General features: G+C 52.3%; 27 protein-coding genes and 1 pseudogene. 6 read left to right on the top strand and 22 right to left on the bottom strand.

Annotated elements, in window-relative coordinates; all coding sequences use genetic code 11:
* Positions 1-13 precede the first annotated feature (13 nt).
* Positions 14-1,177 carry a phosphoglycerate kinase gene (gene pgk, locus FTE26_RS15555; RefSeq protein ID WP_000111269.1) on the bottom strand — a complete coding sequence of 388 codons (1,164 nt, stop codon included), beginning with the start codon at positions 1,175-1,177 and terminating at the stop codon, positions 14-16.
* Positions 1,178-1,226: 49 nt separating this feature from the next.
* Positions 1,227-2,246, bottom strand: coding sequence for an erythrose-4-phosphate dehydrogenase (gene epd / locus FTE26_RS15550; RefSeq protein WP_000218480.1), 1,020 nt, complete (start codon positions 2,244-2,246; stop codon positions 1,227-1,229).
* Between the two features lie 371 nt (positions 2,247-2,617).
* Between epd and FTE26_RS15545 the strand changes: the two genes are divergently transcribed.
* The 5 genes from FTE26_RS15545 to FTE26_RS15525 are packed head-to-tail and all read left to right on the top strand — an operon-like array spanning position 2,618 to position 5,694.
* Positions 2,618-3,049, top strand: coding sequence for a PPC domain-containing DNA-binding protein (locus FTE26_RS15545; protein ID WP_000988693.1), 432 nt, complete (start codon positions 2,618-2,620; stop codon positions 3,047-3,049).
* Positions 3,050-3,071: 22 nt separating this feature from the next.
* Entirely contained in the window at positions 3,072-3,650 is a 579-nt protein-coding gene (locus tag FTE26_RS15540; protein ID WP_000124317.1) for an ECF transporter S component, read from the top strand.
* The gene (locus FTE26_RS15535) at positions 3,651-4,358 is read left to right on the top strand and encodes an energy-coupling factor transporter transmembrane component T (protein ID WP_000553217.1); all 708 of its coding nucleotides are present in this window, start codon (positions 3,651-3,653) and stop codon (positions 4,356-4,358) included.
* Positions 4,346-5,023, top strand: coding sequence for an ABC transporter ATP-binding protein (locus tag FTE26_RS15530; RefSeq protein ID WP_000256969.1), 678 nt, complete (start codon positions 4,346-4,348; stop codon positions 5,021-5,023). Before FTE26_RS15535 ends, FTE26_RS15530 begins: the two co-directional genes overlap by 13 nt.
* Positions 5,017-5,694, top strand: coding sequence for an ABC transporter ATP-binding protein (locus FTE26_RS15525; protein WP_000956865.1), 678 nt, complete (start codon positions 5,017-5,019; stop codon positions 5,692-5,694). Before FTE26_RS15530 ends, FTE26_RS15525 begins: the two co-directional genes overlap by 7 nt.
* On the opposite strand, the gene FTE26_RS15520 is transcribed toward FTE26_RS15525, so the two are convergent.
* The 7 genes and pseudogenes from FTE26_RS15520 to tkt all read right to left on the bottom strand — a co-directional run bounded on the left by FTE26_RS15520 (position 5,666) and on the right by tkt (position 13,326).
* Positions 5,666-6,379: a nucleoside/nucleotide kinase family protein gene (locus FTE26_RS15520; protein ID WP_001019581.1), complete on the bottom strand. Its 714-nt coding sequence runs from the start codon at positions 6,377-6,379 to the stop codon at positions 5,666-5,668. The genes FTE26_RS15525 and FTE26_RS15520 overlap by 29 nt on opposite strands.
* Positions 6,376-6,885 carry a fumarase E gene (gene fumE / locus FTE26_RS15515; RefSeq protein ID WP_000224130.1) on the bottom strand — a complete coding sequence of 170 codons (510 nt, stop codon included), beginning with the start codon at positions 6,883-6,885 and terminating at the stop codon, positions 6,376-6,378. The genes FTE26_RS15520 and fumE overlap by 4 nt, the downstream gene beginning before the upstream one ends.
* Positions 6,886-6,906: 21 nt before the next feature.
* A complete protein-coding gene (gene glpX, locus FTE26_RS15510) occupies positions 6,907-7,872 on the bottom strand; it encodes a class II fructose-bisphosphatase (RefSeq protein WP_000987307.1) in 966 nt (321 codons plus the stop codon).
* Positions 7,869-9,146, bottom strand: coding sequence for a zinc-binding dehydrogenase (locus FTE26_RS15505; protein WP_000853178.1), 1,278 nt, complete (start codon positions 9,144-9,146; stop codon positions 7,869-7,871). The genes glpX and FTE26_RS15505 overlap by 4 nt, the downstream gene beginning before the upstream one ends.
* A gap of 14 nt (positions 9,147-9,160) precedes the next feature.
* A complete protein-coding gene (cmtA, locus tag FTE26_RS15500) occupies positions 9,161-10,549 on the bottom strand; it encodes a PTS mannitol transporter subunit IICB (RefSeq protein ID WP_000428805.1) in 1,389 nt (462 codons plus the stop codon).
* 27 nt (positions 10,550-10,576) lie between these two features.
* A pseudogene (gene cmtB, locus FTE26_RS15495) lies at positions 10,577-11,021 on the bottom strand (PTS mannitol transporter subunit IIA).
* A 313-nt stretch (positions 11,022-11,334) separates the two neighbouring features.
* Positions 11,335-13,326 carry a transketolase gene (gene tkt / locus FTE26_RS15490; protein ID WP_000098614.1) on the bottom strand — a complete coding sequence of 664 codons (1,992 nt, stop codon included), beginning with the start codon at positions 13,324-13,326 and terminating at the stop codon, positions 11,335-11,337.
* 277 nt (positions 13,327-13,603) lie between these two features.
* Between tkt and loiP the strand changes: the two genes are divergently transcribed.
* The gene (loiP, locus tag FTE26_RS15485) at positions 13,604-14,362 is read left to right on the top strand and encodes a metalloprotease LoiP (protein WP_001297457.1); all 759 of its coding nucleotides are present in this window, start codon (positions 13,604-13,606) and stop codon (positions 14,360-14,362) included.
* A 55-nt stretch (positions 14,363-14,417) separates the two neighbouring features.
* Here loiP and dagF read toward each other — a convergent pair whose 3' ends face one another.
* The 13 genes from dagF to yqgD all read right to left on the bottom strand — a co-directional run bounded on the left by dagF (position 14,418) and on the right by yqgD (position 26,641).
* On the bottom strand, positions 14,418-15,161 hold the full coding sequence (gene dagF, locus FTE26_RS15480) for a 2-dehydro-3-deoxy-phosphogluconate aldolase (RefSeq protein WP_001169551.1): 744 nt from the start codon (positions 15,159-15,161) through the stop codon (positions 14,418-14,420).
* Positions 15,148-16,257: a D-glucosaminate-6-phosphate ammonia lyase gene (gene dgaE / locus FTE26_RS15475; RefSeq protein ID WP_000193116.1), complete on the bottom strand. Its 1,110-nt coding sequence runs from the start codon at positions 16,255-16,257 to the stop codon at positions 15,148-15,150. Before dgaE ends, dagF begins: the two co-directional genes overlap by 14 nt.
* Positions 16,258-16,260: 3 nt before the next feature.
* The gene (locus tag FTE26_RS15470) at positions 16,261-17,121 is read right to left on the bottom strand and encodes a PTS system mannose/fructose/sorbose family transporter subunit IID (protein WP_160370941.1); all 861 of its coding nucleotides are present in this window, start codon (positions 17,119-17,121) and stop codon (positions 16,261-16,263) included.
* Positions 17,118-17,867, bottom strand: a complete 750-nt coding sequence (locus FTE26_RS15465; RefSeq protein ID WP_000380263.1) for a PTS mannose/fructose/sorbose/N-acetylgalactosamine transporter subunit IIC — start codon at positions 17,865-17,867, stop codon at positions 17,118-17,120. The genes FTE26_RS15470 and FTE26_RS15465 overlap by 4 nt, the downstream gene beginning before the upstream one ends.
* A 25-nt stretch (positions 17,868-17,892) precedes the next feature.
* Entirely contained in the window at positions 17,893-18,378 is a 486-nt protein-coding gene (locus tag FTE26_RS15460) for a PTS system mannose/fructose/N-acetylgalactosamine-transporter subunit IIB (RefSeq protein WP_001284302.1), read from the bottom strand.
* A gap of 10 nt (positions 18,379-18,388) precedes the next feature.
* Positions 18,389-18,817 carry a PTS sugar transporter subunit IIA gene (locus FTE26_RS15455; RefSeq protein ID WP_000214203.1) on the bottom strand — a complete coding sequence of 143 codons (429 nt, stop codon included), beginning with the start codon at positions 18,815-18,817 and terminating at the stop codon, positions 18,389-18,391.
* Between the two features lie 118 nt (positions 18,818-18,935).
* Positions 18,936-21,734, bottom strand: coding sequence for a transcriptional regulator DagR (dagR, locus tag FTE26_RS15450; RefSeq protein ID WP_001252650.1), 2,799 nt, complete (start codon positions 21,732-21,734; stop codon positions 18,936-18,938).
* 258 nt (positions 21,735-21,992) lie between these two features.
* The gene (speB, locus tag FTE26_RS15445) at positions 21,993-22,913 is read right to left on the bottom strand and encodes an agmatinase (protein ID WP_000105566.1); all 921 of its coding nucleotides are present in this window, start codon (positions 22,911-22,913) and stop codon (positions 21,993-21,995) included.
* 135 nt (positions 22,914-23,048) lie between these two features.
* Positions 23,049-23,780: a hypothetical protein gene (locus FTE26_RS15440; protein WP_000758905.1), complete on the bottom strand. Its 732-nt coding sequence runs from the start codon at positions 23,778-23,780 to the stop codon at positions 23,049-23,051.
* 145 nt (positions 23,781-23,925) lie between these two features.
* Positions 23,926-25,902, bottom strand: coding sequence for a biosynthetic arginine decarboxylase (speA, locus tag FTE26_RS15435; protein ID WP_085674464.1), 1,977 nt, complete (start codon positions 25,900-25,902; stop codon positions 23,926-23,928).
* A gap of 8 nt (positions 25,903-25,910) precedes the next feature.
* Positions 25,911-26,042, bottom strand: coding sequence for an acid stress response protein YqgB (yqgB, locus tag FTE26_RS15430; protein WP_001297406.1), 132 nt, complete (start codon positions 26,040-26,042; stop codon positions 25,911-25,913).
* Positions 26,043-26,135: 93 nt separating this feature from the next.
* Positions 26,136-26,279: a protein YqgG gene (gene yqgG / locus FTE26_RS15425; RefSeq protein WP_001297404.1), complete on the bottom strand. Its 144-nt coding sequence runs from the start codon at positions 26,277-26,279 to the stop codon at positions 26,136-26,138.
* 110 nt (positions 26,280-26,389) lie between these two features.
* Positions 26,390-26,641, bottom strand: coding sequence for a protein YqgD (yqgD, locus tag FTE26_RS15420; protein ID WP_001303651.1), 252 nt, complete (start codon positions 26,639-26,641; stop codon positions 26,390-26,392).
* Between the last annotated feature and the right edge of the window lie 37 nt (positions 26,642-26,678).

Genomic DNA, 26,678 nt, shown 5'->3' with positions numbered 1-26,678 from the left:
GCCCTGTGATTTTTTACTTCTTAGCGCGCTCTTCGAGCATCGCTACTGCAGGCAGTACTTTACCTTCCACGAATTCGAGGAATGCGCCGCCGCCAGTGGAGATGTAGGAGATTTTGTCAGCAATGCCGAACAGGTCAATTGCTGCCAGAGTGTCGCCGCCGCCAGCGATGGAGAACGCTTCGCTGTCTGCGATAGCGTTAGCCACGATTTCAGTACCTTTGCGGAAGTTCGGGAATTCGAACACGCCAACCGGACCGTTCCACAGAATGGTTTTCGCATTCTTCAGGATTTCAGCCAGTTCCTGAGCGGAAGCATCACCGATATCCAGGATCTGCTCGTCAGCTTTCACATCGTTAACAGATTTCAGGGTAGCCGGTGCAGTTTCAGAGAACTCGGTTGCTACGCGAACATCAGACGGAACCGGGATGTTGCAGGTGGTCAGCAGACGTTTAGCTTCGTCAACCAGGTCAGCTTCGTACAGGGATTTACCCACATCGTGGCCTTGTGCCGCGATAAAGGTGTTAGCGATACCACCACCAACAATCAGCTGGTCAGCGATTTTAGACAGGGAGTCCAGAACGGTCAGTTTGGTAGATACTTTAGAACCACCAACGATAGCCACCATCGGGCGAGCAGGTTCTTTCAGTGCTTTACCCAGCGCGTCCAGTTCAGCTGCCAGCAGCGGGCCTGCGCACGCAACGTCAGCGAATTTACCGATACCGTGAGTAGAAGCCTGCGCGCGGTGAGCAGTACCGAATGCGTCCATTACGAACACGTCACACAGTGCAGCGTATTTTTTGGACAGGGTTTCGTCGTCTTTCTTCTCGCCTTTGTTGAAGCGAACGTTTTCCAGAACAACCAGTTCACCTTCAGCAACGTCAACGCCGTCGAGGTAATCTTTAACCAGACGAACCGGGTTAGACAGTTTGTCTTTCAGGTAGTTAACAACCGGCAGCAGAGAGAATTCTTCGTTGTACTCGCCTTCGGTAGGACGACCCAGGTGGGAAGTTACCATCACTTTTGCGCCTTGTTTCAGGGCCAGTTCGATGGTCGGCAGAGAAGCACGGATACGCGCGTCGCTGGTTACTTTCCCGTCTTTTACTGGTACGTTCAGATCCGCACGGATAAATACACGTTTCCCAGCAAGATCCAGATCGGTCATCTTAATTACAGACATGGTGAATCCTCTCGTTGATTCTAAAAGTTTTGCAGACGCTGCTTGCGTCTTACCTGAAAGCAACAGTAGCCATAGCTAACGTCGTGTCGAGCATTCGGTTAGCAAAGCCCCATTCGTTATCGCACCAGACCAACGTTTTGATCAGGTGTGCGCCACTGACCCGGGTTTGGGTGCCATCGACAATGGCACTGTGCGGATCGTGGTTAAAATCTACAGAGACCAACGGCAATTCCGTATAGTCAACTATACCATGAAATGCACCTTGTGCTGCTTTTTGCAGCAACAGGTTGACTTCATTGGCTTTTACAGGTTTCTTCACCGTCACGCTTAAATCGATTGCCGTCACATTTATGGTTGGCACACGTACCGCAATCGCTTCAAAGCGATCGTTAAATTGCGGAAAAAATCGTGTGATACCGGCGGCCAGTTTAGTATCGACCGGAATGATCGACTGGCTGGCTGCCCGGGTGCGACGCAGGTCAGGATGGTATGCATCAATAACCTGTTGATCGTGCATGGCGGAGTGAATTGTGGTCACAGTGCCGGACTCAATACCGTACGCATCATCTAACAATTTGATGACGGGAATTATGCAATTCGTGGTACAGGAAGCGTTAGAAACGATGCGGTGTTCCGCACGAAGTTGATCCTGATTGACGCCGTAAACAACGGTCGCGTCGAGATCGTTACTGCCAGGATGTGAAAAGAGCACTTTTTTGGCCCCGGCGGCAATATGCGCTTCGCCATGCTCGCGGGAGCCATATACGCCGGTGCAGTCGAGGACTACATCAACGCCAAGTTCACGCCAGGGGAGCGATTGCAGTGAACGTTCATGCAATACGCGGATGGCGTCATCACCAACAAAAAGTTGATCGCGTTCCTGTCGTACTTCCCATGCAAAACGGCCATGGCTGGTGTCATATTTCAACAAATGCGCCATGCCCGCAGCATCCGCCAGTTCGTTGATTGCCACCACGGTAATTTCCGCCCGGCGTCCGGATTCATACAAAGCACGAACCACATTACGCCCGATGCGACCGAAGCCATTTATCGCTACGCGTACGGTCATAGATCTCCTGCAAGGTTTTCCCTGAGCAAATTTGCCAGACAGAGTAATCCAGCAAATCGTCCGGGGAAACCTTACCTGTCGCAAACTGCGACTGATTGGTTAATTGTCGAACATTTAATCGACTGAAACGCTTCAGCTAGGATAAGCGAAACGTGGAATAAAAGGAATGATTGTCCAGTCAAAGAAAGCAATTATCTGACTTACGTCACGTTTTCAGCCCCGCCCCTGTGGAATTTATTCCACTTTGCAGAATCACGAATAAGCGTAGCAAAATCTTTTCGTTGTGCCGTCACAAACCCTGACTTATATCAGAATATGACTGATGCAGCGTCGATATTATCCGCAATACGTCCGAGTTTCGGAGTACTCCAATGATGACATTGCCCTACCCATATTCTTCCTCCGCACGCTTTTACGCACTGCGCCTCCTCCCCGGGCAGGAAGTTTTTTCCCAGCTACACGCTTTTGCACAGCAGCATCAACTTCATGCCGCCTGGATTGCAGGCTGTACCGGTAGCCTGACTGACGTCGCCTTGCGCTATGCCGGGCAAGAAGGCACCACGCTCCTGAACGGTACATTCGAAGTGATCTCACTAAACGGCACGCTGGAACAGAGTGGTGAGCATCTTCATCTCTGCGTTTCCGATCCACACGGCACGATGCTTGGCGGTCATATGATGCCCGGCTGTACCGTGCGGACCACGCTTGAACTGGTGATCGGTAGCCTTGAGGAACTGGCGTTTAGCCGCCAACCTTGCGCGCTTTCTGGTTACGACGAGTTGCATATTTCCCCCGTTAAATAACTACTTTCAAAGAGGTTTTCTTATGGCGCGTAGCCACTTTTCCAGTCAGGCACTGGTGTTGATCGTTATATCTATCGCCATCAATATGATCGGCGGGCAACTGGCCAGCATGGTCAAATTACCTATATTTCTCGACTCCATCGGCACACTTATTAGCGCGGTACTGCTTGGTCCGGTGATCGGAATGCTGACCGGCTTACTGACCAATTTACTCTGGGGATTGCTGACCAACCCGATCGCCGCCGCATTTGCACCCGTCGCGATGGTCATCGGCCTGGTCGCCGGTTGCCTGGCGCGAGCGGGTTGGTTTCGCACCCTGCCAAAAGTCGTTGTCAGCGGCGTGATTATTACGCTTGCGGTAACGGTCGTCGCTGTACCGCTGCGTACTGCGCTGTTCGGCGGTGTCACCGGTAGCGGAGCCGATTTGTTCGTTGCCTGGATGCACTCGATGGGGCAAAACCTGGTGGAGTCGGTGGCGATTACGGTGATAGGCGCGAACCTGGTCGATAAAATTCTTACAGCGGTGATTGTCTGGCTTTTACTGCGCCAGCTGCCGATTCGCACCACGCGCCATTTTCCGGCAATGGCTGCCGTGCGCTAAATGCATCCATTTACCTCATTAACACTGTGGGCATTGGCGGCCTGCACCACGCTTATCCTGCCCGCGCAGACCATTTTGCCAATCTATAGCGCGGCGACCTTTTTCTGCCTTATTGCGCTAAAGGCCACGCGGCGGCGGGCAAAATATGTCGTCTGGCTGATGTTCTCGCTGGGAGCCGGGCTGTGGCTGGTACACGGTGGCTGGCTACCAGAATGGCTAAGCGGCACGCCACGCTCGCCAGAACGGTGGTCGCATGCTATTACGCTCTGGTTGCGGATTCTGGCGATTGTTTCAACCTCACAGTTGTGGATGCAGTACGTCCCCGTGCAATGTTTTATTCGCGCTCTGTTTGCTTCTCGCCTGCCGCCAGGCGTCGCTTATCTGTTTGCCGGGCCGTTATTGGTCGTTGAGCAGTTAAAACGGCAATTAGCGATTATTCATGAAGCGCAGCGTGCCCGCGGCGTGCCGCTGGATGAGGGCTGGTATCAGCGTTTACGTGCGATGCCCGCGTTAATTATTCCGCTAACACACAATGCGCTTAACGATCTGGCTGTCCGTGGTGCGGCGCTGGATATGCGGGCATTTCGGATCCACAACCGACGAACAACGTTGTGGGCACCAGCCGATAGCACCCTACAACGCGTAGCGCGTTACACCATGATCTTGCTGATGCTGACAGAATTCGGAGCGTGGATATGGTTACGTTAGAACAGTTCCGTTATTGCCCGACACACTCAACGCATCCTCCGTTCTGTTATGACTTTCACTATGTCAAACCGGGGATGGTCGCCATCTTTGGTGACAACGGCAGTGGCAAAAGTACGCTGGCACAGCTGATGGCGGGCTGGTATCCGGACTTTCTGCCAGGAGAGATAACAGGCACGGGGACGCTCCTCGGTACGCCCATTGGGCATCTCCCGCTTAATGAACAATCCGCCACCATCCAGCTCGTCCAGCAATCGCCCTATTTGCAGCTCTCCGGCTGTACCTTTAGCGTGGAAGAAGAAGTTGCCTTTGGGCCAGAAAATCTGTGTCTTGCTGAAGCAGAGATTATGGCGCGGATTGATGCCGCCCTGACTCTGACCGAGTGCCAGCCGTTGCGCCATCGTCACCCGGCAACACTCTCCGGTGGAGAGACACAGCGCGTGGTCATCGCCTGCGCCATCGCGATGCAGCCAAAGCTCTTAATTCTTGATGAAGCCTTTAGCCGCCTGACTCCGCAGGCCAGCGAAATGCTGTTGCAGCGCTTACAACACTGGGCGTTTGAACGTGGTTCGCTGATTATTCTTTTTGAACGTCATCGCACACCTTTCCTGAACTACTGCCAGCAAGCGTGGCAATTGCAAAACGGAGCGCTCCAGCCACTATGTTAACGTTAAATAAGATATCTTATCGCTGGCCTGGCGCGGCAACGGATTGTCTTTGCGACATTTCTCTGCAACTCAAACAAGGTGAATGGTTGGCGCTGACCGGCGACAATGGCGCAGGGAAATCGACGCTGTTACGAGTAATGGCAGGTCTTCTTACGCCCACAGCCGGTACGGTTATGCTGCAACAACAGGCGATGAAAAACCTGAAAAACCGCCAGCGCGCGGCAAAGATTGGCGTACTGTTTCAGGAAGCGGAAAACCAACTTTTTCACAGCACCGTCGCTGACGAGATCGCATTTGGTTTGAAACTGCAAAAATGCCCGGCGGATGAAATCACTCAACGTACCCATGCTGCCCTGCAATGTTGTCAGTTAGCAGACACTGCCAACGCGCACCCGTTGGATCTGCATAGTGCGCAGCGACGGATGGTCGCCGTCGCCTGCCTGGAAGCACTCTCTCCGCCACTATTGCTGCTGGACGAGCCGAGTCGGGATTTTGACGAAAATTGGTTGAGCGTGTTTGAAAGCTGGCTGGAGAAGTGCCGCCAGCGAGGCACGAGCGTCGTAGCAATCAGTCATGACGCCGCATTTACCCGGCGTCATTTCTCTCGTGTGGTGCGACTGGAAGATGGTCTAATCAGGAACGTTAATCCACCAGACGATATTCACCCGTAGCGGTCATCATTAAGGTCAAATTTGCAGGCAGACTCTCTTCCAGCACCCGGCGAACATTCGGCCCGTCGGTACGGTCATAAAAAGCTTCTGCGTCTGCCAGCGATACCCCTCCCGCCAGCTTGCGCCCTACCAGTCGTTCCCGCAACGCAGTAGCTGGCGCGTTGATAAAGATCGAGAAATCACAAAATTGCGCAAGCTGGCACCACTTCTCGTCGTCCAGCAACAACCAGTTTCCTTCGACGATGACGAGTGGTGCGGTAACGTGCAACGCATCTTCAACAGGATCATGCTTTTGTCGATCGTACTGCGGCCACGTACAATCTCCTTCCACGACCTGGCGCAGATTTTCCGCCAGTTTCACAACGTCAAATGTCTCTGGTGCGCCTTTGAAGGGGCGCAATTGATGCGCGTCCAGCCAGCTATTGTAATGGTGAAAACCATCCATCGGGAGCGTCTGAATAGCGGGCAGTTCCGGGTCTTGTTGCGCGAGATATTCCCAGAAGGTAGTTAAGGTAGATTTACCCGTCCCCGGCGGAGCGCAAAGAAAAACCACCGTACGTCGCTGCGAACTTACCGCCTGTAAGGCCGCCAGCATACGCAGTAGCGGTTTATGAACATTCTCAATTTCATCATCAGAGTACTGAGCCTGTACCTTTAGTCCATTCACCGTCAGTTCGATATTCACGGCGTTAATTCCTTTAAAGTTGTCGTTACTGCCAGCGTCAGCGCCGTTTTGACCATTCCGCTAAAACGCGCCTCTGACCAGACGGCGAAATCGGCGAACTTCATCGCTTTCAACGCGTCATAGAGCGTCGCATTGCAGGTTATGCTATTGACGTTGCTGATAAAATCCCAGGTCATGTCATCGGCAAATCCGGGCGTTTCATCCTGTTCGTTCAGGTAATGCCAGAACTGGGAAAAATGCGTGATATCGGCGTACAGCCATTTATCCATTTTCCCCAGCGCATAAATCAAACGCAGTGCAACATCAATATCGTCAAGCGGGCCGCTTTGGGCGAGTAACGGCTTCACTGCATATTCGACGATCTCTTCATCGTTATCGACAAACAGCGACGGCAGAAACTGGCGTATCCCCTGGAGCAAAATAGAATGCGCAGTTTTCATAAATGAAAATAAATTGTCCTGTGCATCCAGTTGCTCAAGCACATCATCTTCTGTCAGCGTCGCCATTGGTCTTCCGATAGATCACCATCAATGCAGGGAGTCTATTATATTACACGTTTGGTCCGCGCCGCCGATCAGTAATGTCTGCGTCCGCACCCCATTCGCCGTCTGTTGGATACCGTTCACCAACTCGCCGCCCGTCACGCCCGTAGCGCTAAAGAGGATATCGTTCCCCCTCACCAGTTCATCGAGCGAGTACACACGGTTAACGTCAACGCCCATTGCCTTACAACGCTTGCGCTCCTGCTCTGCAATCTGCCGATTTTCCGTGTAATCCCCTTTAGCCTGACAAAAGTCAATCAGCTCGGCCTGCATATCCCCACCTAATGCTTTAACGGCACAGGCAGAAATCACGCCTTCTGGCGCACCGCCGATGGTGTACATCACGTCGTAAGGATTATCCTGCCAGCAGGTCAGCACGCTGGCGGCGACATCGCCATCCGGCAGAGCGAAAACCTTCACGCCCAGCTGTGTTGCTTCTTCAATCGCGGCACTCAGGCGCGGTTTATCCAGCGTAACCATGCGCAGCTTGTCCAGCGGTTTGCCTAACGCCCGCGCCACGTTGCGCAAGTTGTCCGCCAGAGGCAAAGACAGATCAATCGCCCCGGCAGCCAGTCGATTAACAACCAGCTTTTTCATATACATATCGGGCGCATGTAACAGGCTATCTCGAGGGGCGAAAGCCATGACCGCCAGCACATTGCTCTGCCCCATCGCTACCATCCGCGTGCCTTCAATCGGGTCAACCGCGATATCGACTTCTGGCCCATCGCCTTTGCCCACCTCTTCGCCAATCCACAGCATCGGCGCATGGTCAATTTCTCCTTCGCCGATAACCACTCGTCCACGAAAAGCGACGTCGTTTAATGCCTGGCGCATCGCGGTGACCGCCAGGCCATCAATTTTATTTTTGTCGCCACATCCGGTTTGCGGCCAGGCAGCCAACGCTGCCTGTTCCGTAACGCGAAATAATGGCCACGCCAGGGACATCATTGCGCGGCCTCCCCAATATCAACGCCAAATTGCGCCAGCAGATATTTCTCGGCCTGCTCATTCCAGATGCCGTGCGTTTCCTCAACCAGCCGCGCCAGCTCTTTAAACAGCGGATCGGTTTTGCCTTTTTCGGCAAAATCGGCAATGGCAGTGAGCGGCATGGTCACGCCGTTATAAATGAGTTTTTTACCGCCAGGGATATCCGGCAGATTGAGCACGGTATCTGGCACCGCATCCAGCCCACCGATATGCGTGACCATAAAGGACGGCTGCAACTGCCCCGTGGCGCTTAACGCAATCGCCTCTTTCATGTCGTCCGTTGAACCGCCGGATGTACCGACGACGTGCGTGCTGTTGTAATGGACGTTGTAGAAATTAAACGGCACTTTGAAGTTTTTATCCGTCGGCCCGGCAAAGAAGTTCAGACAGCCATCTTCCGCCAGTAATTCGTCAGCCATCTCAACGACAGCAGGCACCGCCGCATAAACAAAAATGTCATCGAACCCGACATCTCCTGTCAGCGCCCGCAGCGTCTGGACCGGATCGCTCATCCCTTTGGTATTCACATACACCAGCTCAATGCCTTTACTGGCCGCCAGATCCACCGGCAGCAGCTTCTGCACCTGCGCCAGGCGTTTGTCGTCGATATCGACCACCACCACCCGTGACGGTTGTATGCCACCGTTAATGGCGTAATCGATAGCGCCAATGCCCATCGGACCCGCACACGCCAGCAGTGCAATATTGCCGCCAGGTTTGACGCCCATGCGATGCTCATAAACATATTGCGTGGTGTGATAATTGGCATGATAAGCACCAATAATGCAGCACATAGGCTCTGCCAGCGACGCCGCAGCAAAATAAGAGCCGTGATACGGTAATACGCAGCCCAAATTAATGGCGATTTCGGGAATAATCATATAGGTGGCGTTACCGCCAAAATATTCGTAGCTGTAGCCTGCTGAATATCCGCTTGGTAACCCCATCGCCGGTTGCAATACAAAACGCTGGCCTTTTTTATATTTGCCAGTGAGATTTTTACCCACTTCGACAATAACCCCGGCACATTCATGCCCGGTAATGACCGGATGATTTTCTAAATCGTCGGGTACGCGTTTATGTTCACTACCGAGTAACGCCGCTTTCCAGGTCGATAAACAGACGCTGTCAGAAATTACACTCTCTAACAGTTCATTATCGGTAATTTCTGGCAGTTCAAATTCGCGCAGACGGACATCCCGCTTGCCATAAATAGCAGCAACTTTGGTTTTCATTTTTACCTCTGTAATCAGTGTTTATGTTCGGCGGTTAATTGATTAAATAAAGTGTCGAGTTTTGGATCGCCAATATAGTTATTAATCAATATCAGCGGTTTATCCGTAACACGTTTCACGCGCCCTTCCAGACTGGCATGAGTAACGACGATATCGGCATCCGCAGGCACGTTTTCTATCGCGTAATGTTTTACTTCTATTGCCAGCCCCGCTTTTTCCAGGCGTTTACGGAAGGTGGTCGCGCCCATCGCACTGGAGCCCATCCCCGCATCGCAAACAAAGGCGATACGCTTAACCCTGCTTAACGAGAATGCACCCTCTTGTTTCATCGCCTTAACCGCATTGGCTGACTGAGCAAACTCATCTTCGCTCTCCGTTTCCACCGTTTTTTCCATCTTCAGTATCAGCGAAGTAATAGCAAAGGACACCAGGGTACCTACCGTAACACCGGCAATTGTCGCCAGGAACGAGCCTTTCGGCGTCAGTGCCAGGTAAGCAAAGATAGACCCCGGACTTGGGCCAGCCACCAGACCACCGTCCAGTAAGTTAAACATCCAGGTACCAGACATACCGCCCGCAATCATGGCAATAATAGTCAGCGGCTTCATCAGCACATATGGGAAATACAGTTCGTGGATCCCACCGAGGAAGTGAATAATCATCGCCCCGGGCGCAGAACGTTTACTCATCCCTTTACCAAACAAGGTAAACGCCAGCAGCAGCCCCAGGCCCGGACCTGGGTTAGAGGCCACCATAAAGAAGATGGATTTACCGTTAACCGAAGCCTGTTGCATTCCCAGCGGATAATAGACGCCCTGATCGATCGCATTATTAAGGAAAAGCACTTTCGCCGGTTCATTGATGACTGACAGCAGAGGCAGATAACCCGCATGTACCAGCGCCTCGATACACTCTTTGACGAAAGTATTGGCAATTAACACCGCCGGGCCGATCACTTCAAAACCCAGCAGACAAAGGAGCATCCCCGCGATACCTAATGAGAAGTTATTGATAACCATCTCAAAACCGGCAGGTATGCGTTTTTCCAGTGCCTTATCGACATATTTTATGACCAACCCACCGAGCGGCCCCATGATCATTGAGCCAAGGAACATCGGGATCTCTGCGCCAACGATCACACCAATAGTACCTATTCCGCCCATGACCGCCCCGCGTTTACCGCCGACCAGATGACCACCTGTAGAACCAATCATCACGGGCAATAAATAGGTAATCATCGGGCCGACAATTTTGGCGAAATGTTCGTTAGGCAGCCAACCGGTGGGAATAAATAACGCAGTAATAAAACCCCAGGCAATAAAAGCACCAATATTGGGGATGACCATTGCAGTCAAAAAGCCCCCAAAAGCCTGGACCTTTGCACGAGCAGACTTGTTTTCCATAATATTATCCTGTAGAGGAGAGAGTAATTATCCGCGGCTGATAATGTCCGCTAATTGTTTTTCTGATGATGCTGTTAAGAGTTGTTCGAGTATTTCTTCTTCGCACAGTAATTCACTTAACGCCTGAATAGCGCCAATGTGCGAATCGGCATCGGCAGCAGAGAGTCCGATGAGTAATTTAATTGGTTCGTCATTCCCCGGAAAATAAACACCTTGTTCAAGTAATGTCAAAGACATCCCGGTTTTAAGCGCCCCACATTCCGGTCGCGCATGAGGCATTGCCACGCCTGGTGCGAGAATATAATAAGGGCCATTGTTAATGGTGGAATCTTTAATTGCCTGAATGTAATTCTCGCTGATATAGTTTTTATCCAGCAATGATACCATCGAGAAATCGATAGCTTCCTGCCAATCTTTTGCTGAATGTATAACTGAGATTGATGATTCTGGAAAAATAATCACTAAGCCGCATAAATTATCCTTATTTTATTTTTAGGGTACCGTCCGGCGGTAAAAATAAAATACTCGTGCGGTTTAATGAAAGCAATTGAGCAGGGAAACCGATGTTTTGAAAACAGTGAATTATTAATTTCTTATATAACATTGAGTTATAGATATAACAACAAATGTCAATACGCATATCGTGATGCATATTACATAATTGATATTTATTGCATATAAATATTTGTGATCTACAACACGCTTTATCTATTGCTTGTCCGCAAACGGACATATCAAGGTAATAAAAAAGGTCGCCGAAGCGACCTTTTTACCCGAAATGCTAATTACAGCAGTTCTTTTGCTTTCGCAACAACGTTATCAACAGTGAAGCCGAACTCTTCAAACAGCAGCTCTGCCGGAGCAGATTCACCGAAGGTGGTCATACCGACGATAGCACCGTTCAGGCCAACATACTTGTACCAGTAGTCAGCAATACCCGCTTCTACAGCAACGCGTGCAGTAACCGCTTTCGGCAGTACGGATTCACGGTAAGCAGCATCCTGCTTGTCAAATGCGTCGGTAGACGGCATGGACACCACGCGCGCTTTCACGCCTTCGGCAGTCAGTTTTTCGTAGGCAGCAACAGCCAGTTCAACTTCTGAACCGGTAGCGATGAAAATCAGTTCCGGCTGACCGGCGCAGTCTTTCAGCACATAACCACCGCGCGCGATGTTTGCCAGTTGCTCTTCAGTTCGTTCCTGCTGCGCCAGGTTCTGACGGGAGAGGATCAGTGCGGTCGGGCCGTCCTGACGCTCAACACCGTATTTCCACGCGACCGCGGATTCAACCTGGTCACACGGACGCCATGTAGACATGTTCGGGGTTACGCGCAGAGAAGCGACCTGCTCTACCGGCTGGTGAGTCGGGCCATCTTCGCCCAGACCGATGGAGTCGTGGGTGTAAACCATCACCTGACGCTGTTTCATCAGCGCAGCCATACGTACGGCGTTACGTGCGTATTCCACGAACATCAGGAAGGTGGAGGTGTACGGCAGGAAACCACCGTGCAGGGAGATACCGTTAGCAATCGCGGTCATACCGAACTCGCGAACACCGTAGTGGATGTAGTTACCCGCAGCATCTTCGTTGATTGCTTTAGAACCAGACCACAGGGTCAGGTTAGACGGTGCCAGGTCAGCAGAACCGCCGAGGAATTCCGGCAACAGCGGACCGAAAGCTTCGATAGCATTCTGAGACGCTTTACGGCTGGCGATTTTCGCCGGGTTAGCCTGCAGTTTAGCAATGAACTCTTTTGCTTTCGCGTCGAAGTCAGACGGCATTTCGCCTTTCATACGGCGGGTAAATTCAGCGGCTTCCTGCGGATAAGCTTTCGCGTAAGCAGCGAATTTCTCGTTCCATGCGGATTCTTTCGCCTGGCCTGCTTCTTTCGCATCCCACTGAGCATAGATTTCAGACGGGATTTCGAACGGTGCATATTTCCAGCCCAGCTGTTCGCGGGTCAGGGCAATTTCAGCGTCGCCCAGCGGCGCACCGTGGGAGTCGTGAGTACCGGCTTTGTTCGGGGAACCGAAACCGATGATGGTTTTGCACATCAGCAGGGACGGTTTGTCAGTCACTGCGCGCGCTTCTTCTACTGCGCGTTTGATGGATGCCGCGTCATGACCGTCGATGTCGCGAATAACGTGCCAGCCGTAAGCTTCGAAACGCATTGCGGTGTCGTCGGTGAACCAGCCTTCAACGTGACCATCAATAGAGATACCGTTGTCATCGTAGAACGCAATCAGTTTACCCAGCTTCAGCGTACCCGCCAGAGAGCAAACTTCGTGGGAGATGCCTTCCATCATGCAGCCGTCGCCCATGAAGGCATAGGTGTAGTGGTCGACAATGTCGTGGCCCGGACGGTTAAACTGCGCCGCCAGCGTTTTTTCTGCAATCGCCATACCGACTGCGTTGGCAATACCCTGACCCAGCGGACCGGTGGTGGTTTCCACACCAGCGGTGTAACCCACTTCCGGGTGACCCGGAGTTTTAGAGTGCAGCTGACGGAAGTTTTTCAGTTCTTCCATCGGCAGATCGTAACCGGTGAGGTGCAGCAGGCTGTAGATCAGCATGGAGCCGTGGCCGTTGGACAGCACGAAGCGGTCACGGTCAGCCCAGGACGGATTCTGCGGGTTGTGTTTCAGGAAATCACGCCACAGGACTTCGGCAATGTCAGCCATACCCATAGGGGCACCCGGGTGACCGGATTTGGCTTTCTGTACTGCGTCCATGCTCAGCGCACGAATAGCATTGGCAAGCTCTTTACGTGAGGACATTTTGACTCCAGATCGGATGATGAAGGGCACGCCCTTAACGACTTGACGACAGCGCGTTTTGGGCTACGCCGGAAAATTTGCCAACAATTTACCGCAAGCCGCGCGTCATGTACATGGAACATCCTTTTGCCGCTTCAGAAATCTCTGGATCATGCTCGCATGTTGCGCAATCTACTCGCCCGTCCGCTGCGCTTTTCCTTATACTGAGACTGAGCGTCGATTCACCTGCAAACGGCGCATTTTTAGAATAATCCTGACCTTGTGCGGAAGAGAAAACATGAAAATTCGCGCCTTATTGGTAGCAATGAGCGTGGCAACGGTACTGACTGGTTGCCAGAATATGGACTCCAACGGACTGCTCTCATCAGGAGCGGAAGCTTTTCAGGCTTACAGTTTGAGTGATGCGCAGGTGAAAACCCTGAGCGATCAGGCATGTCAGGAGATGGACAGCAAGGCGACGATTGCGCCAGCCAATAGCGAATACGCTAAACGTCTGACAACTATTGCCAATGCGCTAGGCAACAATATCAACGGTCAGCCGGTGAATTACAAAGTGTATATGGCGAAGGATGTGAACGCCTTTGCAATGGCTAACGGCTGTATCCGCGTCTATAGCGGGCTGATGGATATGATGACGGATAACGAAGTCGAAGCGGTGATCGGTCACGAGATGGGGCACGTGGCGTTAGGCCATGTGAAGAAAGGGATGCAGGTGGCGCTTGGTACAAATGCCGTGCGAGTAGCTGCGGCCTCTGCGGGCGGGATTGTCGGCAGTTTATCTCAATCACAACTTGGTGATCTGGGCGAGAAATTAGTCAATTCGCAATTCTCCCAGCGCCAGGAAGCAGAAGCCGATGATTATTCTTACGATCTTCTGCGCCAACGCGGCATCAGCCCGGCAGGTCTTGCCACCAGCTTTGAAAAACTGGCAAAACTGGAAGAAGGTCGCCAAAGCTCAATGTTTGACGACCATCCTGCATCCGCCGAACGCGCCCAGCATATTCGCGATCGTATGAGCGCGGATGGGGTTAAGTAAGTCAGACATACCGATCTACAACATAATTGTAGGTCGGTAACGCCTGAATCCCCGATCAGAGTAGTGATTTCACTTTATTTAGCAAAACGGCTACATCATCCGGTCGGGTATATCCCGTATCAGGGTCTATAATCGAGCTGTAAACATGTGGCATAATGCGCGGCACCCCCGCCTCCAGACAAGTTTTCAGAATCACACTGAAGTTATCCAAATCAATCCCGCCAGTCGGCTCAATCAGCGTCATACCATTGCGCGCCGCCGTGGTCGCCAGCGCGTATAGCTCCGGAAGCGACCTCTCGCCGCCCATCGGAAAGAACTTCGCCGCGTGTGCGCCCATATCTAGCATCATTCGCACCGCCGTATCGCAGGAGACGCGGGCAGGCGTACCCTGGCTGCTGCTAACGCCGGTGGAAATCAGCACTTCGCCCGGCGTCCCCGTCGGGCTAACCAGCGCGTTGACATGGGTCTGCTCACCGCCCGTAGCCGCAAGCGCGCCTGCCGCGAAACCACAACCGGTAAAGGTCTGGTTAACGTGTGCTGGATGAATCTGCGCCGCAATCATCGCAGCTTTGTAATACTGCGCCGGGTCACCCGCCCCCAGACCTACTGAAATGGACGGTATTTCCGCCATCCAACGTTTAACTTCCTGGATCCCCTCATCCACCGAGGAGAACTGCGCGGAAAGCACGCCAATCACTGCGTGGCCTTCGGCGGCGTCAAAGATTTCACGGGCATTGGCGATATCTTTCGCCAGCACATTAATTGCCACGCGATTACGATAGAAATTAATCTTTTGCATGATCTGCAATCTCCTTCAGTCGCGCCACGATAAGTGCCATTTCCCCTTCCGCCACCGTACGCGGATCAAGGCTAAAAACGCCCTGGTGGAGGTTATACCGCCGTGCATAAATCGCGATATCGCCACCACGCAGTTGCGCTTCGACGACGCGAGCGTCAACTCCCAATTCCTGCGCATTTACTCGAATACGAATACGCCAGATTGCACGCCCGGCTTCATCCTGCTCAATATCAGCCGTTAACCCGTGAATCGCAGAAATCGCTTCAACCACTGGCTGGAGCTGTTCCGCGGTGATGACTGCCTGCCCCTGGTGATAATTCTCCAGCGCGTAAACCAGCCCAACCATGTTCTCCTTGCCGATTTTCATCGCCCTGGCAATGCCGTGATGCTGCGCTTTGCAGGCTGCAATCCAGATTTTTTTACCAGTGATAAACCCGGAGGTCGGCGCGTTAAAGGCTTTTGCGCCGCTGTAGACCACCATATCCGCTCCGCTCACCACCCAGGCACGTAAATCCTCTTCGGCGGCGGCATCGACAATCAGCGGCAGGTTGTACATCTGCGCGACATGTGCGAAGTCCTCGATGTTCAACATTCCCTTCTGCACGCAGTGATGCGACTTCACATACAGCAGCGCGACGGTCGCGTCGGTAATGGCACTCTCCAGCTGCCAGAGAGCCGCCAGGTTACTTGAACCCACCTCCACAACGCGCCCGCCACCTAAGCGGATCGCGCTGAGGATCGATGCACCGTAATCGACGTTATGGCCGCGCAGCATCACCACTTCATTGGCCATGCCGGAGCTATCCGGCATGAGCGCCACCCGGGCCTTGTCGCCGCGTGTAATGGCGGCGGCGACAGCGATGGCGATCCCTGCTGAGGCACAGGAGGTAACGTAGCTATCCTCCGCCCCGGTAAAGCGAGAGACCAGCTCGCCGGTTTTGTCCACCAGCTGGTCAATCTCCACGAAAGAGGATGCCGCGCGCGCGGTGGCCTGCATCACCTCCGGCGCGACGCTGGAGACGCCGAGAATCGTCATCTTGCCGCAGGCGTTAATCACCTGTTTCAGTCCCAGTTGTTGATAGATATTCTGCGTCATGGCTTACAGCACTCCCAGCAGCGAGCAGACCACGCTCAACGCCACAATCGACAGCAGAATCGTGGTGTAACGCGGACCCTTTTTCACCAAATAGAAGTAGATGGCGAACACTGCCGCCAGCGGCAGCAGGCCGGGCGCGATGGAGTCCAGAATCTGCTGTACCACCACTTCAGAGCCTTTCAGTGCGCTAATTTTTAAAGGTGAGGTTATCTTGACAAAGCTCGCGGATAGCGCGCCCATCATGATAAGCCCCAGTACGTTAGCGCCGTAGATAAGCTCCTTGATGCGCCCTCCCTGCAGCAGACTGATAATCGAATCGCGCCCCAGCGTATAGCCCTTGTGCACCATGCCGTAGCTGATTGCCAGCGTAATCGCCGGGTAGAGAATCAGCGGCAAAATACCGCCCATCGCGCTGCCATTGGCGGCGAACGGGATAAAAATAGCAATCAACAGCGGCATCACCGCCGCCCAGATGATGGAGTCGCCCATCCCGGCCAGCGGCCCCATCAGGCCGGTTTTAATCCCGGTGATAGAGGCATCGTTAATCGCCTCGCCGCGGGTCTTTTGCTCTTCCATGGCGATGGAGATCCCCTGGATCACCGCGCCAAACGTCTGCTCTGAGTTGAAGAAGTTCAGATGGCGTTTTAACGCCTCCACCTGCTCCTCCTTTTGCGGATAGAGCTTTTTGATAATCGGCGTCATCGAGGCGCAGAAAATCAGGCTCTGTAAACGCTCATAGGAGCTGGAAACTTCCGCGCCCAGCCAGTAGATAAACCACGCTTTGGTGATATCCGCTTTGGTCAGCGTCCCGGACTCCCGCGCGCGCTCAACCAGTTCATGCTGCATTACGTCGTCGCTCATTATGCCGCTCCTTCATTTTTCGCCAGGCCTTTAATCAGGAAGGCCACGCAGGTGCCGAAAATCGCCATCGCCATGATGTCCACCTTGAGGTACAGCACCGCGAAGAATCCGCCGATAAACCACGGCAGCAGGCTCTTTTTACCAATCACCATAATGGTGATGGCGAAGCCCAGCGCCGGGAGAATCCCGCCCATGATTTCAAACGAGTGGGTCAGCCAGTGCGGCATCAGCTTGAGGAAACTTTCCACTACGTTCTGGCCGAAGTAGTTGGCGGCGAACACCACTGGGAAACGTAGTACCAGCCCCAGCAGCGCCGGGTAGAGAAAGGCGCAGCGCATAATGGCTGACATATTGGCCGTTTCCGCGTGTTTATCGGCCATATGCACCCAGGCCGCATTTAGCGTGCGACGCAACTGGTCGAGGAATACGCCGATAACGCCAAATGGAATCGCCAGTGCAATCGCCAGGTTCGGGTCCATATTGGCCTTAACGGCGATAGGAATGGCGATACAGGCCGCCAGCGCCGGGTCTGACGGCACATTGCCGCCTGGCGTTGAGGTCACACCCAGATAGACCAACTGCATCCCCGCGCCGATAATCATCGCCGCAGGCATATTGCCGAGCAGCAGGCCGACAAAGACCGCCACCACCACTGGCTGTAACAGCATGGCGGAGAAGGTATAGCCAAGGCGCAACCGGGCAAACCAGTAATACAGCCCCATCAGGCTTGCAAAAAGTAAGGTATCCATAATTTGTTATCCCATGTTCAGAGGGTCAGAATTTTTTCAGGATATCGTCCAGCGACTGCGGTTTATCTTCCGGGATGGTCTGGAAAACAGCCTTAATGCCGCGACTTTTCAAATCGTTAAGAATGCCAACGTCTTTTTCATCCAGCGTTATGTTCTGGAACACCGCTTTACGGTTTGGCCCGCCGCCTAAACCGCCAACCTGAATATCAGCCACGTCAAAGCCCTGCTGCACCGCTTCCTGAATCGCCGCCAGCGACGGGAACAGCACCAGCACGTTGCCGTCGCCCAGCTGGTTCTCTTTCCACGCGGCCGCGAAGCTCTGGTTGCTAAAGCAGTCCACTTTGATATTCGGCGGCGCGGCCATCAGGTAGATATTTTTCATAAACGGATCGGCGTCCAGCTCGTCGCTGACCACCGCAATACGGTTGGCCTGAGACTGCCCTACCCACTTCGTCACCACCTGTCCGTGGATAAGACGGCTGTCAATGCGACATAACACGATGTTTGCCATACGATTTTCCTTACTGTTGTAATTGACGAATATGGGAGACGACGTCCAGGCAACTGTTGCGCCCAGCTTCCACCAGATCGGCCACGCAGGCGGTCAGTGGGCCATGTTCGCGCTTGTCCAGCGCCTCCAGCAGCAGCGAGGCATTAAGCCCGGAGATCACCGCCACCGGATAATCGGCGCTCAGCCGCGCCGCCACGTTAGAGGTGGTGCCGCCGATAAAATCGGTCACGATAAGCGAACCTTCCGGCATGGTTTTCACCACGGCTTCGACGCGCTGGTAAAACTCGCCCAGCGTATCGACGGGCATCAGCGCGATTTCCGTCACGCCTTCGATTTCGCCCATCACCATGCGCAGACTGTTGCAGAGCTGCAGCCCCCAGCCGCCGTGAGTTAGCAGCAGAATTTCAGGTAACGGATGAATAGGTACAGTTGTGGTCAAAATAGCCTCCTTTGCTCCAGTGTTTACATTTCATCAGGAGCAAAGGACGTGCCAGAATTTGTGTCACGCACAGAGGAAATGAGATTGGATGGGGCGTTAAGCCCCGTAAACCAGGGGATCAGCTGTAGAGCAGTTCGTAGATATAAAAATATTCTGCGTCCGATAAACGGATAGCGTAAGCCTCTTCAATCGGCAAAAAGGAGGATTTGATGACGCTAAAGGCACGAGCGTCCAGATCAAGCCGGTTTTCTAGCGCCATCTGTAACGGTTTGCGGTTAATCACGATACGCTCGACCATGCAGCAGCAGTGGATCAGAAAACGTAGTGTCACCTGGCGGCTCGGTTTCAGGGAGAGCGTGTTGGTTAAGTAGTTCAGAACATCCTCGATCTCTTTCAGAATTCGCTGCGGGTTGAGCACCGAAATATGGTTGATGATGCTCTCCATGGTCAGCGCGCTGATAAAGCGCATGGCGCTGCGCTCCATCTCCAGTCGGCGCTCGCTGCTTGAGAGATCCGGCGTCAGCAGGCTGAGCACCAGCTCCGGCCCTTGCTCGGAAAACAGTTCCTCCAGCGAGATAAACGGTATATCCGGCAGTCCCGGCTGGAAGGTGCCGACGATCCCTGCCAGCCGTTCACTGGCATTAAGCGCCTGCTGAATACGCTCCAGGCTGCGCACCTCGTTATAGTCGAGAATCACCATACGCGTGTCCTGCGACATCAGCTCGCCAAAGCTCTCCTCCAGCACCTTTTTGATCTTTTCCGCCGTCCCCATTCCGGTTATACATGAGATAACCAGCACTTTGCCACCGCTCTCTTGCTGCGGCGTGCAGAGCCGACAAGGGATATTTTTACTCTGCATAAGCACAGCCAATTGCGATAGATCGCCAGTTTCGTAGCTTAAATCCAGCCCAACCTCCAGCAGGCTGGTCAGAGTGATATTTGGCAACAACAGAACGTCAATCTGGAACAGCTTGCTGATGGTGCTGCCAAAATGGACCAGCGATCCGATATCCACCATCAGTATCAGCCGCTGCCAGCACCGGTCCTGAATCATCCGGGTCAGGGTTTCCAGGGTGTCATGCACCGACTGCTCAAATGGCATATCAATTGCGTAGAACAGATCGCGCTCCAGCACCCGGTTCACATATTGCGCCTGGCTCGTTGCGGTGGTCGCACCGTGAGCGATTAGAATCACGCCGCAATCCGGGCTGGTGTCGATGCGCTGGCGGTAGTGGCGACACTCTTTCAGGAACAGGCACAGCCAGACCACCTCCGTCGCCGGGCACTGAATATGCAACAACTCATTGATTTTGCGGCACAGAAGCGTGGCATTGTCATACTCATCTTTACAGCGATCCAGAATCAGGCTGGATGAATAGAGTTGAGGTATAAGCCCTCGCCGCACATAGCCAATCAGCGCAAGAAAGTGTTTACGTAACGGGTTCGCCAGGTTTTCTGGCAATGTAAATCCTAATACCTGCTCCACGTAACCGATCAGCAGCGTCACACGCTCCTCAATTTGATCGCCATAGCGCGGTGGATGCGCCGCACTATGGCGGCTATAAAGACCATATTCAAAAATCGAACTGAGTTTGTTTTTCAGGATAGCCAGCGTTTCTGCGGGCGGCACGTTACTGTTGCGCAGATTGACATATTCACGAGTCAGGAAACTGTAAAACAGGTCGCTCTCTTCTATTTCCGCGCTGGTCGCCAACGAATTTTTTAACGCGGGCAACGTACGCGCATCCACGTTCAGACGATCTTTACCGCCAAACAACGCATCGACCAGCAGACGCTGCTCTGGCGTGGTATTAAACGACATCTCCGCCAGTCGTTTATCTAACTCTAGCGTATCATTACGCTCGGTCATTCCCGACGCCCACGCCTGCGCGCACAAGAACTGAATATCACTTTTAAGCTGGCCGATATTGCCTTCCAGGGGGTTACTTAACAACCAATGCAAGAGCGTTTTATCAAGGCTTATGGTACGTTCAATTTTACGACTTTCACGCTGAAAGAAGCTTACAATCAATTCGAGCTGCTCCTCGACCGAACGCTGGCGAATACCCGGTAAGTCAATACATACCTGGATACGCCGCTGGAAGGTACGCAATAGTGCCGAGTTGACCGACTCTGTAGTGGCGCAAATAAGGCGCACCGAAATTGAATATGTTGGCCCACTTGAACCAAGTGGGCGGTATTCACCTTTATCGAGAATAGAAAAGAGCTTCTCTTGTCCTTCGTACGGGAGGCGATGCACTTCATCCAGAAGTAAATAACCTCCGTCAGCTTGCTCCACCAATCCCGTTTTATTCTCACTTGCCCCGGTAAATGCCCCCTTATGGTGACCAAACAGATGTGAGGAAAGCAACTCCGGATTATGAGCATATTCGGCACAGTTAAAGTAAACCAACGGAGGTGGCGAACCTATGGTGTGCTTGCAAGCGAAGCAATGCATTAACTCAGCAAAGAATGTTTTGCCAACACCAGATGCACCGGTTAACAGCACATGTAGTCCGTGGGGATAAAGCACCGCTGCGCGGCCTTTTTCTACCGCATCACGGAGACTACGGTCGTATCCGATAAGTCCGGAAAACGGATCATCATCTGTATATTTTTCTTTCTTTGGCAATAAACTAGCCACTGAATGAACTATGCATTCGCAATCATCCAGTTTTCGATTAATGAGCAATTCTAGTGCGTGACGATGTAGAAAAAAAACAGGACGTCCCTGACTTTTTACCACCAGGCCTTCATTCCATAATTGATTAAGATCTTTACTAACCGAGTTGCGTGCCAGCCCAAGGTTAAAACCAATCGCCTCAGCAGTAAATGCTTTCTCCTTCGCTAAATCAGACAGTTCCAGCCCATACGTCAGCCGCTCCAGCTCCTTGTGAATAACATCAATCCGTCTCATTTCTTTACCGCTTAAAAAACAATAGTTGTTCAGAACATACACTATTTGTAAACGTAAGAATGAGAACTATCGGGAAGAATTAATGTTCCTTGTGGCAATCTGGTTTCTGAATATTCGTGTTTTAAATATTACTTATGGTCTGAAACAACCAGGCAGGTGAACAGAGCTAAGAAAAAGTAGCGTAGAAATATAAAAACATATATCGCACTGATGAATGTTTCCCGGCATGACTATGCACACCGGGAAATATTTAGTAAATTACTCGCCCTTTTTCGCCGCCTGAATATACAGCATCTCCAGCGCCAGCGTCGCCGCAGCCAGAGCAGTGATTTCCGACTGATCGTATGCCGGAGCCACTTCCACTACGTCCATCCCAACGATGTTGAGATCTTTCAGGCCGCGTACCAGTTTAATGGCGCGATCGGAGGTCAGACCGCCAATTACCGGCGTACCGGTTCCCGGCGCAAATGCAGGATCCAGGCAGTCGATATCAAAGGTCAGGTAAACCGGCATATCACCCACAATTTGTTTCACCTGGGCGATAACGTCATCCACGCTGCGATCGTTCACCTGGCAGGCGTCCAGCACGGTAAAGCCGTTGTCTTTATCAAATTCGGTACGAATACCAATCTGCACGGAATGATTCGGATCGATCAGACCTTCTTTCGGCGCGGTATAGAACATGGTGCCGTGGTCAAATTCACAACCGTTCGCGTAGGTATCGGTGTGGGCGTCAAAGTGTACCAGCGCCATTTTACCGAAATGCTTCGCATGAGCACGCAGCAGCGGCAGCGTAACAAAGTGGTCACCACCGAAGGAGAGCATACGCTTACCGGCAGCCAGCAGCTTCTCGGCGTGCGCCTGCAGCTTCTCGCTCATCTCACGGGCATCGCCGAAAGCATATACCAGATCACCGCAGTCCACGACGTTCAGACGCTCACGCATGTCGAAATTCCACGGGAAGCGATTGTGTTCCCAGGCCAGATTCGTCGAAACCTGACGGATCGCTGCCGGACCGTGGCGACCACCGGCACGGCCAGAGGTGGCCATGTCGAACGGCACACCAGTAATCACCCAGTCAGCATCGCTGTCATACGGCTGGAAGTTCATCGGCAGGCGTAAAAAACCAAAGGCGTTGGAAACCAGTGAGTTATCGTATTGATGACCTAAGGTGCTCATGGATGGACTCCTATTACAAAGTCGATATAAAAAAACCCTTCCGCGTCGTTAGGCCCGACGAGGAAGGGTTGGATTTGCGAAACACAAGTTTGTGCTAATTATCGCCTTAAATGGGCGAGGCATCAAGCGAGGTTGCTATTTCCGACACGGTGGCGGCGCATAGCCATTGTTATCTGCCGGAAAGGCTTGTCCAGAGCACGGCGGCAGCGCGTTTTGCGCCGGGCCTTGTAATTCAAAGGCGGCAAAGCCGATTACCCCGGTATTACGCACATCGCCTTGCGCCGAATTGGCTGCGTAGGAATCAGCAACGTTGGCGAACTGAAAAGCCGCTTCGGTATGTTTATCTTTGCGGAATCCTTTAATCGCTAACGAATCTCCGGCATTCACAATATAGCCGTTGTTATTCAGCGAACCTTGCTTGCCGTTCAGCACATCCATGCCATCAACCGTAGCAACGATCTCGTAGTTGGTGTTACGACTGTAATTACGGACATATAATTGATAATTCATTCCGACTCTGGCATGGACAATATAGCGTGGTTCATTATTGGATGAATCATAAACACGCGTAATAGGTAGAGAATTAAAATTACCATCGCGAATAGCATATTCCAGTTCGTTAATACGAATGCTATAAACGCGGTCATAGCCGGAAGGAACATTAGTCGAATAACTAATAACGATCATCTCTGCAGGATCGCGCCAGGCTCGTTCAGCAGATACGCCCTGGACCGATGAGTGCACATCCCCACCCCAGGCGGTGCCGACATTGCCCGATGCACTGCTATTATACTGCGCATTACTGGAACAACCGGCCAGCAGCACGATTAATGCCACCAACGCGCTACGTACTTTCCATTTTTTCATAACCGTTCCCTCTGCATTTAATTAATGCAGCGATTGTAGGGAGATTATTTAATAAGAAAAGCAGCCAGATTATTTTTAAGAATATATAAAAAGAAAGCGGGCCGATTTACGTAAATAAATCGACCCGCCAGCGGAATAATCTTAATTATTCATCTTCAAGATAAGTATAACCGTACAAACCTGCCTCGAACTCTTCAAGGAACTGTTGTTGCAGTACAGCATCAAGATCGGTTTTCTTCACTTGATCGCGGAACTGGGTTAACAGCGTTTTCGGATCGAGCTGTACATATTGCAGCATGTCCGCCACGGTATCGCCTTCGTCAGACAGTTCTACTTCTACGCTACCGTCAGGGAACACGAACACGTCAACCGCTTCGGTATCACCGAACAGGTTGTGCATATTGCCAAGGATCTCCTGATATGCGCCGACCATAAAGAAACCGAGCATCGGCGGATTCTCTGGATCGTACTCCGGCATTGGCATTGTCGTGGCAATACCATCACCATCAATATAGTGGTCGATAGCACCGTCAGAGTCACAGGTAATATCCAGCAGCACAGCGCGGCGTTCCGGCACTTGATCCAGCCCTTCCAGCGGCAGAACCGGGAACAACTGGTCGATCCCCCACGCATCCGGCATCGACTGGAACAGCGAGAAGTTGACGTACATTTTGTCTGCCATACGTTCCTGCAGCTCGTCGATAATCGGACGATGAGCACGGTTTTGCGGATCCAGTTGCTTCTGCACTTCATGGCACATGCTCAGATAGAGTTGTTCTGCCCATGCACGTTCTTGCAGGCTAAAGGTGCCGGAAGAGTAGCCGATATGAATGTCGTGCAGATCCATCTGACTGTCGTGTAACCATTCACGCAGAGAACGGCGAGTTCCCGGTTCGTGCATCTCCTGCCAGGTTTCCCACATGCTTTGCAGCGCACGCGGCGCATCTTCTGCAGGCGCGGTCGGCACCGTGTATTCGTTACGTTCCACGCCGATGATATTAGACACCAGCACGGTGTGATGCGCAGTCACTGCACGACCCGATTCAGTGATTACCGTCGGATGTGGCAGACCGTTTTCTTCACATGCATCACCAATCGCCCAGATGATGTTGTTGGCATATTCATTGAGGCCGTAGTTCACCGAACAGTCGGACTGCGAACGAGTACCTTCATAATCCACGCCCAGACCGCCGCCGACGTCGAAGCACTGAATATTGACGCCCAGCTTGTGCAGTTCCACATAGAAACGCGCCGATTCACGAACGCCCGTGGCGATATCGCGAATATTCGCCATCTGCGAACCGAGGTGGAAGTGCAGTAGTTGCAGGCTGTCGAGACGCCCGGCTTCACGCAGGGTTTCAACCAGTTGCAGTACCTGAGTCGCAGCCAGGCCGAACTTCGATTTTTCCCCGCCGGAGGACTGCCATTTACCCGAGCCCTGCGAAGCCAGACGTGCACGCACGCCCAGACGAGGAACGACATTCAGACGTTCTGCTTCATCCAGCACAATGGCGATTTCTGACATCTTCTCAATGACCAGATAGACCTTGTGGCCCATCTTCTCGCCAATTAATGCCAGGCGGATATATTCGCGGTCTTTATAACCGTTGCAGACGATGACGCTACGGGTCATGCCAGCATGCGCCAGCACCGCCATCAACTCTGCTTTCGAGCCTGCTTCCAGCCCCAACGGTTCGCCAGAATGAATCAGGGACTCAATCACGCGGCGGTGCTGGTTAACTTTGATCGGATAAACAAGGAAGTAATCGCCGTTATAGCCGTAGGATTCCCGCGCACGTTTGAACGCGGCGTTAATGGAACGCAAACGGTGCTGCAGGATCTGTGGGAAACAGAACAGTGCAGGCAGACGCTGACCCTGTGCTTCACGAGTTTTCACTAACTGCGCGAGATCGACGCGAGCTTCCGGGACGTCCGGGTCCGGGCACACGCTGATGTGGCCCAGCTCGTTAACGTCATAGTAGTTATTGCCCCACCAGGCAATATTGTAAGTACGCAGCATCTTGCTGGCTTCCTGGGAGCTCATTGCAACCTCCTGCATGGAGCGTAGTACACCGTGTTCGCCCGCTGACGAAGGCAAACCCATAGACATGTCGTCAGACATAGCGAACCTCAAATTATTTTATTAAGTGTAAAACAGTTAACGACTATCGCAGCCTGGAACTGCGATAACAACCCATAAGCACATGGATTTTCCAGCAGTGAATGCTGACGCTCCAACTGCGCAACCGGTTTCTTTTTCATAACATTATTAAGCACATAACCGAACGTAAGTGTGACAGTTCGGCGAAACCACGAGAAAACTCTTGTTTTTACAAGAGCGCCCTTGTTCAGTCCTCAGTAACTGTAACCAGCTCTTGAATCCTGAGAAGCGCCGAGATGGGTATAACATCGGCAGGTATGCAAAGCAGAGATGCAGAGTGCGGGGAACGAATCTTCACCAGAACGGTGAGACAGGTTAAGCAGCAGACAACGGTTCATTATTTCGTATCACCTCCACGGCCGCCTGTTAAGACGAACCCACAAGCCAAAACTCTGATTTCAACCCGGCTGGAAGTGGCAACACGAAAGAAACGTCGTGTGCTTTTTATTTAAGCCGCGCGCCGCGTTTTATACCCCACAATGGCAGAAAATTGCAAAAGATAAATACGCAGAATGCCGGCATTGTCAGGAAAAATTTCCAGCCACGTTTTTAACAGAATGAGACACGATTCAAAAAAAAGTGGAAATCGGGTGAAGAATTGACCTAAAATAGCCATCCAGATGTTAATCCATCCATACCGATTAACACTCAGACTGCCAGTGTTTTTAACCTGCAGAGTCGTGGTAGGATCCGCTACCACAGAAAATCCACACAACAGTTTGAGCTAACCAAATTCT

Origin of the sequence: Escherichia sp. S10b, from assembly GCF_028421345.1 — a bacterium.
Lineage (GTDB): Bacteria > Pseudomonadota > Gammaproteobacteria > Enterobacterales > Enterobacteriaceae > ECMA0423.
The sequence above is the reverse complement of the archived record's forward strand: the minus strand, read 5'-3'. Positions and strand labels throughout refer to the sequence as shown.